The sequence below is a fragment of the uncultured Cetobacterium sp. genome, from assembly GCF_947072685.1.
GTDB lineage: Bacteria > Fusobacteriota > Fusobacteriia > Fusobacteriales > Fusobacteriaceae > Cetobacterium_A.
In genome coordinates this window covers 63,604-73,788 of record NZ_CAMTIK010000011.1, presented here as the reverse complement: position 1 = coordinate 73,788, position 10,185 = coordinate 63,604, and the positions used below count along the sequence as shown (strand labels likewise).

At 29.6% G+C, this 10,185-nt stretch carries 10 protein-coding genes; 3 read left to right on the top strand and 7 right to left on the bottom strand.

What is annotated here, in order from left to right; translation table 11 throughout:
* Nucleotides 1–132: 132 nt before the first annotated feature.
* Nucleotides 133–786: a Crp/Fnr family transcriptional regulator gene (locus tag Q0V67_RS05735; protein WP_297597878.1), complete on the bottom strand. Its 654-nt coding sequence runs from the start codon at nucleotides 784–786 to the stop codon at nucleotides 133–135.
* Nucleotides 787–885: 99 nt separating this feature from the next.
* Between Q0V67_RS05735 and aroE the strand changes: the two genes are divergently transcribed.
* Nucleotides 886–1,689 (top strand): shikimate dehydrogenase, encoded by an 804-nt coding sequence (aroE, locus tag Q0V67_RS05730; RefSeq protein WP_297597877.1) that lies wholly within the window; start codon nucleotides 886–888, stop codon nucleotides 1,687–1,689.
* Between the two features lie 14 nt (nucleotides 1,690–1,703).
* Nucleotides 1,704–2,060 carry a zf-TFIIB domain-containing protein gene (locus Q0V67_RS05725; RefSeq protein ID WP_297597875.1) on the top strand — a complete coding sequence of 119 codons (357 nt, stop codon included), beginning with the start codon at nucleotides 1,704–1,706 and terminating at the stop codon, nucleotides 2,058–2,060.
* A 24-nt stretch (nucleotides 2,061–2,084) separates the two neighbouring features.
* On the opposite strand, the gene leuS is transcribed toward Q0V67_RS05725, so the two are convergent.
* The 4 genes from leuS to Q0V67_RS05705 form a co-directional block, all read right to left on the bottom strand.
* Entirely contained in the window at nucleotides 2,085–4,697 is a 2,613-nt protein-coding gene (leuS, locus tag Q0V67_RS05720) for a leucine--tRNA ligase (protein ID WP_297597873.1), read from the bottom strand.
* A gap of 77 nt (nucleotides 4,698–4,774) precedes the next feature.
* The gene (gene rlmB / locus Q0V67_RS05715; RefSeq protein ID WP_297597871.1) at nucleotides 4,775–5,485 is read right to left on the bottom strand and encodes a 23S rRNA (guanosine(2251)-2'-O)-methyltransferase RlmB; all 711 of its coding nucleotides are present in this window, start codon (nucleotides 5,483–5,485) and stop codon (nucleotides 4,775–4,777) included.
* Between the two features lie 9 nt (nucleotides 5,486–5,494).
* Nucleotides 5,495–6,766, bottom strand: a complete 1,272-nt coding sequence (gene murA, locus Q0V67_RS05710) for a UDP-N-acetylglucosamine 1-carboxyvinyltransferase (protein WP_297597869.1) — start codon at nucleotides 6,764–6,766, stop codon at nucleotides 5,495–5,497.
* 1 nt (nucleotide 6,767) lies between these two features.
* The gene (locus tag Q0V67_RS05705) at nucleotides 6,768–7,340 is read right to left on the bottom strand and encodes a DUF1694 domain-containing protein (RefSeq protein WP_297597867.1); all 573 of its coding nucleotides are present in this window, start codon (nucleotides 7,338–7,340) and stop codon (nucleotides 6,768–6,770) included.
* A 94-nt stretch (nucleotides 7,341–7,434) separates the two neighbouring features.
* Here Q0V67_RS05705 and Q0V67_RS05700 point away from each other — a divergent pair, with 94 nt between their 5' ends.
* On the top strand, nucleotides 7,435–8,250 hold the full coding sequence (locus Q0V67_RS05700) for a carboxypeptidase-like regulatory domain-containing protein (protein WP_297597865.1): 816 nt from the start codon (nucleotides 7,435–7,437) through the stop codon (nucleotides 8,248–8,250).
* A 26-nt stretch (nucleotides 8,251–8,276) separates the two neighbouring features.
* Here Q0V67_RS05700 and Q0V67_RS05695 read toward each other — a convergent pair whose 3' ends face one another.
* Nucleotides 8,277–9,626: a glucose-6-phosphate isomerase gene (locus Q0V67_RS05695; RefSeq protein ID WP_297597863.1), complete on the bottom strand. Its 1,350-nt coding sequence runs from the start codon at nucleotides 9,624–9,626 to the stop codon at nucleotides 8,277–8,279.
* A gap of 21 nt (nucleotides 9,627–9,647) precedes the next feature.
* Nucleotides 9,648–10,100, bottom strand: coding sequence for an S-layer homology domain-containing protein (locus Q0V67_RS05690; RefSeq protein WP_297597861.1), 453 nt, complete (start codon nucleotides 10,098–10,100; stop codon nucleotides 9,648–9,650).
* Between the last annotated feature and the right edge of the window lie 85 nt (nucleotides 10,101–10,185).

The window sequence follows — 10,185 nt, the reverse complement described above, 5'->3', positions numbered from 1 at the left end:
GCTTCCGCAACTTTCTGACTATTTTCTCTATTCGGTTGTTAATGTCCTTCTGTTTGTTGTGCGGTTGTTCCCGCTACAAGAAGTATAATACCACAAATTTTATATCATGTCAATATTTTTTTTGTTTTTTTATTATATTTTTTCTTTATTAATTTTAAAAATATTTTTTTTAACTTTTAAGAGCACACCTTCTCGAACATAGCCACTAATGACTCTAGAAAGAGATGGTCTGCTGACGTTAAATATTTCTGCCAACTCCTTTATAGAATGTTTGAATATAACCTTATCATTTTCCGTATTTTCTAAAACATAGTCTAAAACTTTTTCCTTTATACTTTTTTTATTAAAATTCTTCCAAACTTTATTTGATAAAAATTGTGTTTTATTTGAAATATCATTAAGAAAATTAATCAAAATTAATTCATTAAATCTAAATAACTTTAAAAGATTCACTTTATTAATATGTAAAATTTTCGTATTCCTCAACGCTATTAAATCCACTGGAATAATATTTTTTTCACCAAAGATAAAAGCTGACGCCACTATATCTCCTTGTTTTAGATTCTCAATTTTTTGAATCTCTCCACTTTCTTTTAACATCTCAGCACTCACTTCACCTTCTATAATGAGATATAATCCATTTAGCTCTTCACCTCTAAATAAAAAAGAATCATTTTTATTTATATTTTCTATATCAAAGTTTATTTTTGACAATAAATCTTCTATTTCCGTTTGAGAAATATTTTTAAACATTTTAAACATATGTATTTTTTTTAATTCAACCATTTATATACCCCTCTCTAAAATTTTATTTTAATTGTTTTTTAATAATATCATTGTTTATTAAAAAAAATAATACTATAATTTAATTAAGAGGTGATTTTTATGAAAACATTTGGACTTTTAGGAAAAAATATTTCTTATACTTTTTCCCCAATATTACACAATCATATTTTTAACTTTTCTAATATTGATGGAGTTTATAAGATTTTTGATATATCTGAAACTGAAATTTCTAATCTTTTAGAAAAGATAAAAACAAAAGAAATTCAGGGAATCAATGTTACTACACCGTATAAAACGAGCGTAATAAAATATTTAGATGAGTTATCTCCAGAAGCTAAAAGTATAAATGCAGTTAATTGTGTAAAGCTAGAAAATGGTAAATTAAAAGGTTATAATACAGATTATTATGGTATTATTAAAACTTTTCATAAAATGGGATTGATTTTAAAAAATAAAAAAATTGTTATTTTAGGAAGTGGCGGAGCAGCCAAGGCTACAATTAAAGCTGTTTTAGATTCCAACGGAATCCCTGTTATAGTTTCAAGAACTCCGGATAAAACTAGACTAGAATTTAATTCCGTTTCTGTCATTTCATATGATGATCTTTTGGATACATCAGGATTTTTACTTATTAACGCTACTCCCATTGGAACTTTTCCAAATGTTAACATATCTCCTGTAAAGAAGGAGGTTATTCAAAATTTTGACTTCATACTTGATTTAATATATAATCCTGAAGAAACTCTTTTTTTAAACACTGCTAAACACTGTCTAAAAAAGTTTGAAAATGGCTTTTATATGTTGGTTTCTCAAGGTGTTAAATCTGAAGAGATTTGGAACGAATTAAGTCTCAATTATAATTTAATATACGAACATTTAATCAAAGAGATTTATAATAACTAGGAGGAGTTTTAAATATGAAAAAAATTATTATTACCTGCCCTAAGTGTAAAGGTAAAATGAAAATTATGGATAAAGTTGCTAAATATCGTTGTCCTAATTGTAAAGAGATATATAAATTTACACACTTTAGCAGATTCATTCAAAAAATTACTGGATTTTTTGGAGGTGTGTACCAAACATTCAAAGATATTAAACATAATTTTATAACAAAATATAAAAATACAAAAGCGACCTACAACTATATGAAGCAAATGAAACAAAATATGAAAAATAATCCAAATTGGTCAAACTACCACAAGGAACAAGCTGAGAATAAAAAAATGAAAGAAGCTCAAAAACCTAATTTTTGGGATCGATTCAAAAAAAACTAGAGAGATCAAAGATCTCTCTAGTTTTTATTTAACTACTATATTAACTATTTTTCCTGGAACAACAATTATTTTTATAACTGTTTGTCCTTCTATAAATTTCTTTACATTTTCTATTTCAAGAGCTTGATTTTCTAAATCCTCTTTAGAAACATTTCTATCAACTTCTAAAGTTCCTCTCAATTTACCATTAACTTGAACTGCAACTGAAATTTCATCAGCAATTGTTAATTCTTCTTTATGTATTGGCCAAGCCTCAAAGAACAAGTTCCCTTGATTTCCCATCTCTTCCCATAACTCATCACAGAAATGAGGTGTAAATGGTGATAACATAATTACAACATTTATCATAGCTTCTCTAAATACTTTTCTTGATTCAGAAGTTTCTTTATCTGTTCCTAGTATTTGAGATCTAAAATCTTGCATTTCATTTAATAGCTCCATTGTTGCTGCTATAGAAGTATTAAAATGATAGTCTGCTTCTATTGAATCCGTTACCTTCTTTATTGTTTGGTGTAGCTTTCTTACCAACGCTTTATCTTCTTTACTTAATTTTGAGTAGTCTATCTCATCTTTATTTGCTAAGTATTCTTTATTTTCAAGGACAAGTCTCCATACTTTATTTAAGAATCTAGCCGATCCAGCAAGTCCATTTTCATTCCACTCTAATTCTCTTTCTGGTGGTGCCGCAAACATTATAAATAATCTTGTGGTATCAGCTCCATATTTAGTGATCATAATTTCTGGATCTACACCATTATTTTTAGATTTTGACATTTTTTCTACTTTAACTTGTAACTCTTCTCCAGTAGTTTTTAAGAAAGCTTGAGTTCCTCTGATTTCAACCTCTTCTGCATACAAAAATCTGTTTTCTGCAACCGAATAATATGATGGTCCTAAAACCATTCCTTGAGTTAATAATCTCTTAAAAGGTTCATTTGTTGATAAAAGATTTAAGTCTCTTAGCACTTTATGGAAGAATCTTGAATATAGCAAATGCATAACTGCATGCTCTATTCCACCTATATATTGATCCACAGGAGACCATCCATCAACTATTTCTTTTGCAAAAGGTAGTTGAGTGTTTTTAGGGTCACAATATCTTAAAAAATACCATGATGAGTCTACGAATGTATCCATAGTATCCGTATCTCTTCTAGCTTCTCCTCCACAACAAGGACAAATTGCATGCTTAAAACTTTCAGAAGTTTCGATCGGATTTCCATTCCCTGTGAACTCAATATCTGTTGGTAAAAGTACCGGAAGATTTTCATCCTTTTCCATTACAACCCCACATTTTTCACAATATAATGCTGGAATAGGTGTTCCCCAATATCTTTGTCTTGAAACTCCCCAATCTTTTAATCTATATTTTACAGTTCTTTCTCCATATATATTTGCTTCAACGTATTCTGCTATTTTTATAATTGCATCTTTAGATGTTATCCCATTAAACTCAGATGAATTTGTCATTATACCTGTTCCTATAAAAGCATTTTCCATCTCTTCTGCAACAATTTTAATCTCTTGTTTTGTTTTTTTATCAATTGGATTTATAACAACCTTAATTGGTAGTTCATATTTTTTTGCAAAAGCAAAGTCTCTGTCATCATGTGCTGGAACGGCCATTACAGCTCCGGTTCCATAATTCATTAAAACATAGTCTCCTATCCATAAAGAAACCTCTTCGCCATTGACTGGATTTATAACATGCCAACCTGTATTGACTCCATTTTTTTCTTTTCCTTCTGCTGTTCTTTCAATCATATCCGTATTTTTCATAGCTAAAACAGCTTCTTTTAACTCTATGTTGTTTTTTAAGATTTCATCTACCAATGGATGCTCTGGTGCTATTACAGCGTATGTAACTCCAAATAAAGTATCCACTCTTGTTGTGAATACTGGTAAATTTTCACCATTTTCCAACACCTTAAAATTTACCTCTGTTCCATATGATTTTCCTATCCAGTTTTTTTGCATAGTTAAAACTTTTTCTGGCCAACCATCTTTCAATTCTTTGTGTCCTTCTAAAAGTTCATCTGCATATTCTGTTATTTTAAAGAACCATTGCTCTAAATCTTTTTGAATTACCGGAGTTTTAGAATGTCTCCAGCACATTCCATCTTCTACTTGCTCATTTGCCAAAACAGTTTGACATTCAGGACACCAATTTACAGTTGATTTTTTTTTATAAACCAATCCATTCTCATACATTCTTTTAAATATCCATTGATTCCATTTGTAATATTCAGGTGTGTATGAGGCAATTTCTCTATCCCAATCATATGAAAGTCCCATCATTTTAAGTTGTCTATTCATATTATCTATATTTGATTTTGTCCAAACAGCAGGATGTGCACCATTTTGTATTGCTGCATTCTCAGCTGGAAGACCAAAAGAATCCCATCCCATAGGGTGAAGTACATTTAACCCTTTCATTCTTTTATATCTTGCAATAACATCACCAATCGTGTAATTTCTAGCATGCCCTACATGGAGCTTTCCCGATGGATATGGTAACATCTCTAAAACATAGTAGTTTTCTTTCCCATCTACTTTATTTTCTGTTTTAAATAACCCTTCTTTTTTCCATTTGTTTTGCCACTTTGCTTCAATTTCTCCAAAGTTGTATTCTCTCATTTTTTCACCCCATTACCTTTATTTTTTTATCTCATAATATAGCATAAAAAAACCTGTACTTCCACAGGTTTCTTTATTTAATATAAATTTTTCGCAATTTCTGAAAGGATTATTCCACCAGCTACAGATACATTCAATGAGTTTATTTTTCCGTGCATAGGAATCTTTACTAAAATATCACAATTTTCCTTCACTTTTTTTCTAATACCTTCCCCTTCACTTCCTAAAACTAAAGCTGTTTTATTTGGGAATTTTTCCTCATAATAATATTTATTTCCAGATCCTTCCGCTCCGTAAATCCAAAAATCTAATTTTTTCAATTTTTCTATTGCATCTGAAATATTTGTAACTTTTACGATATCAACATGTTCAATTGCTCCAGTTGATGTTTTTATAACTGTTTCATTTATTTTTACAGAGTTTCTCTCTGGAATAATTATCCCTTTTACACCAAATATTTCAGCACTTCTTATTATAGCTCCAAAGTTTCTTGGATCTTGTACTCCGTCTAAGATTAAAACGATTGACTTTTCATCCCTTGCTATTTTCTCAATAAACTCACCCAATTCAACATAGTAGTCATAATCATTCAAATAAGCTACAACACCTTGTGAATTCTCTTCTTTTTTACTTGCTGGAAATATTTTTATATTTCTTGCTGAAGCTAAAGCTTTTAATTTCCCAAGTTTTTCTTCTCTCATCCCTTTAAATATTTCAATTTTTTCAATATTGTTTGACTTGTTTTGTAACAACTCAATTACCGGATTTATTCCTATTACCTTTTCCATTTTTTCTCCTTATATTTCAACTTTTATTCTTTCTATATTTGCTCCAAGAGCTTTTAATTTTATTTCAAGATTCTCATATCCTCTATCTACATGGTATATTCTATCGACAATAGTTTCTCCATCTGCCAATAATCCAGCTAATATTAAAGATGCTCCAGCTCTTAAATCACTTGCCATAACTCTTGCAGACGAAAATTTTTCTATTCCATCTATTCTTGCTATATTTGAATCTGTTGAGATACTTGCACCCATTCTATTAAGTTCTGGTACGTGCATAAATCTATTTTCAAATATCGTTTCTTTTATTTCACTTGTTCCATCAACTAAGCACATCAATGTCATCATTGGAGATTGTAAATCTGTTGGAAATCCAGGGTGTGGCATTGTTGTTGCTTTTACTGATTTTAAATCTTTTAATTTTGTTTTAGTTTTTAAAACTCCATTTTCAATCTCAAATACAGCCCCCATTTCTTCTAATTTTGATACAAAACTTTCTATATGGTCTCTGATAACTCCATTTACTGTTATAGCTCCATCAAACATTAACGAAGCCACAATAAATGTTCCAGCTACTATCCTATCTGGAATAATTGAATATTCGCATGGATAAAGTTTTTCTACACCCTCTATCTCAAGTCTTCCTGTTCCTATCCCTGTTATCTTTGCTCCCATTTTATTCAAAAAATTACAAAGATCATCTATCTCTGGCTCTCTGGCCGCATTTTCAATTACTGATTTTCCTTTTGCTTTAACAGCTGCCATAATTACATTTTCTGTTGCTCCCACACTTGGAAAATCAAAAACAACTTTCCCACCAATTAATTCCTCTGTTTCACCCTCAACATATCCATGGTCTATATTTATTTTAACGCCTAAGGCTTCAAATCCTTTTAAATGTAAGTCTACAGGTCTTGATCCAATAGCACATCCTCCAGGTAAAGAAACTCTTGCTTTTTTTTCATGTGCTAACATAGGTCCCATAACCAAAAAAGATGCTCTCATTTTCTTTACTAAATCATAAGATGCTACTAAAGATTTTAATCCATTATTCACAATCTTATATGAGTGATCTCCTGTTTTTTCAATTTCTAATCCTAAACTTTCTAAAAGTTGAACTAGTGTTGAAATATCTCTTAAATTAGGAACATTATTTAAAATATAAGTACCTTTTTCTACTAAAGTTGCTACGAATATTGGTAGCGCTGCATTTTTAGCTCCTTCTACCGACAATTCTCCCTCTATTTTGTTTCCGCCTATTATTCTAAATGCCTCTATACTCACCTTATCTCTCCTTTTTATCAAATCTATCTATTGGACAAACCTTTCCAAATAATCTATCAAAAAAATTCATCTCTTGAAATCTATCTAAATATTCTGGTAGTTTCTCTTCTAACTCCTTATAATGTTCTGGACATATTTTTTGTCCTTCTGCATATATAAATCCTTCGCTCAATCCAGCATCTATAAAAACTTTTGCTGCACTTTCAACAACAACATTTTTATCTTCATTGTCTAAAGGTTCTTGTGAAACTACAACAAGACCTATATTTCCTCTGAATGTTATATCGTCTACCAAAGTATATCTTAACCCTATTTTTTCAGCTTCTTCTATATACGGTTTTATACAATCAAACGGTATATCTCTTCTAAGTTTTAGAAGAACTGCTCTAGAATCACTCATAGCTTCTTTTATCTCATTATGAATAATGTTTCTTTCAATCTCTTGCTTTTCTAACGCCACTATTATATTCTCTTTAAATTCACCCAAATAATCTAATTTTTGACTTTGAATCTTTATGAAGTGTAACTTTGCTTTTTCTCTCTCATTTATTATATCATCAACCAAAATAATCACCTTCCATAAAAATATATTTTTATTAATAATTATAGCATATAAAATCAAAAAAGTGATATAATTAAAATTATAACATTGATGTATCGGAGGTTTTATGAGACTTAAATTTTCTATACTTTTTTTTATATTTTTCTCATTAGTTATCCTTGGAAATACTAACTTTGTAAATATTCATGGATTTGTTACAGATAAAGAATTTCGTTTAGGAAATGCTACTGTTTCTTTTCACGATAGTACTAATAAAGTTAAAAGTGTAAAAACAGATATTAATGGTAGTTTTAATATTCAACTTCAGAAGAATAAGTATCGAGTTTCTGTTAAAAAAAACGGTTATACCTCTCTTTTGGGTGACAATTATTTCGTTGACTATATATTTAACAAACCAAAACCTTTAATTTTAAGTATGACCAATAACAAAATATCTATTTATGGAAAAGTTTTTTCTGATAATGGAGATTTTATAAAAGATGCTAATGTTAAAATTAAAATAGGGGAAAATCTTGAAAATATAAAAACAAATTCAAATGGAATCTTCTATTTTGAAGGAGAAGTTGGACTTATTTCAATCTTTGCTGAAAAAATAGGATATTACGGGAATGGAACTTCACTTTTAATAAAAAATGAAAAGTTTATAAATGATATTTCTATAATTCTTCAAGAGAAAACTTTTTATATTTCTGGAGCTTTGGTTGATAGAAATAATTTTTTAAAAAATTTAGAAATTGAACTTATCAATGCTTCAAACAATAAACTTATTAGTAAAGTTACAACAAATAGTGATGGACTTTTTGAATTTAGAAATATCCGTTTTTATGAAAAAGCGTATTTTAAAATTTCAAATATAAATTTTAGAAGTGAGGATTTTATCATAAATCGTGATTTACGACAATTTAATATCTTTGTAAATTAAAAAGAGCTGAATTTCAGCTCTTTTAATTACTTACTCAATCTTTTATTTAGCTCTTCTGCCTGTTTCTCAAAACCTTTTTTTCCTAATAAAGCAAACATATTTGCTTTATAAGCTTCTACTCCCGGTTGATCGAAAGGATTAACTCCCAATAAATACCCACTTATTCCACAAGCTTTTTCAAAGAAATAAAACATGTATCCTAAATGGTAAGGAGTTGCTTCTGGAAGACTTACTATTAGATTTGGAACCCCTCCATCTACATGGGCCAAAACCGTTCCTTGAGATGCCTTTTTATTTACAAAATCCATTCCTTTTCCTGCCAAGTAATTTAATCCATCTAAATCTAGTTTATCCTCTTCGATTAGTATGTCCCATTCAGGCATTTCTATATTAACAAGTGTTTCTATTAAAACTCTTTTACCATCTTGAATATACTGTCCCATTGAATGTAAGTCAGTTGAAAAATCTGCGGCTGCTGGGAACAATCCCTTTCCATCTTTTCCTTCAGACTCTCCAAACAATTGTTTCCACCATTCACCTATGTAATGAAGTCTTGGTTCATAGTTTATCAGCATCTCAATCTCTTTACCTTTTCTATTTAAAATGTTTCTTATAGTTGCATATTTTAAACAATCATTTTGAGCATATGGAACCATATAATCGTTTTGGGCATCTCTAGCACCTGTCATTAAGTCATCTATATCAATTCCTGACGCAGCTATTGGCAATAGTCCTACTGCTGTTAAAACAGAAAATCTTCCTCCCACACTATCTGGCACTATAAATGTTTCATATCCCTCATCTGTAGCTAATTTTTTAAGTGCACCTTTCTGTGCATCTGTTGTGGCATAAATTCTTCTTCTAGCTTCTTCCACTCCATATTTTTCTTCTAGGTGTTTTTTAAAAATTCTAAAAGCTATTGCGGGTTCTGTTGTTGTTCCAGATTTAGAAATAACATTTATAGAATAATCTCTATCCCCTATAATCTCTAATAAATCCTTTATATATTTTCCAGATATATTCTGTCCTGCAAAATATATTTCTGGACCTTTTCTCGACTCTTTTGGCTGATTGTTATAAAATGTATGAGATAAAAATTCAATAGCTGCTCTAGCTCCTAAATATGATCCACCTATTCCTATCACGATAAGAACCTCTGAATCATTTTTTATTTTTATCGCTGCCTTTTTTATTCTGTCAAATTCATCTCTATCATAATTTGTAGGTAAATCTATCCAGCCTAAGAAATCTTGCCCTGCCCCATTTCTTTCCATCAAGGTTTCTGTTGCAGTCTTACACTGAGCTTCCATCAAAGCTAATTCATTTTCATTAAAAAATCCAAGAGCATTTGAGTAATCAAATGATAATTTTTTCATATTTATACCTCCAACTTTAAATTAAATACCAGCATTTTTTTCTAAAGCTTCCACTCTTTTTTTCAGTTCATTTACCTGAATTTGAGTTTCATCATTTTTTTTTCTTATGAACTCGATATCAATTTTGATGTTTTCAATTTTTCCACTAAAAGTTTCTGAATCAAATCCAACTCTAGTTAACTCTCTAGAAAATTCATATACTAAACTTTCTAATATAACCAGATCACCTCTATTTGCTTTTTTTTCATTCAATGTTTCAAAAGATCTATTTAATCCTTCAGCAAAACTATATCTTGATACAGGAAACTCTCCTCTAAATAAAAAACTATTTTCTGATATTATTCCTTCATTTACAAGATTTTCTATAGCTTTATATGCCCAATGATTTTTGGGTACATCTTCAAATATCAACTGCTTTTCTTGTCCATAAACCAATGCTATTAGTATAAAGTATATCATAATTATTTTTTTCATACACTACCTCTTTATGGTTAATTTTTTTTCAATTATAGCACAAAGAATAAAAAAAAACAGCCCTAAAGCTGTTATAATCTTAAAA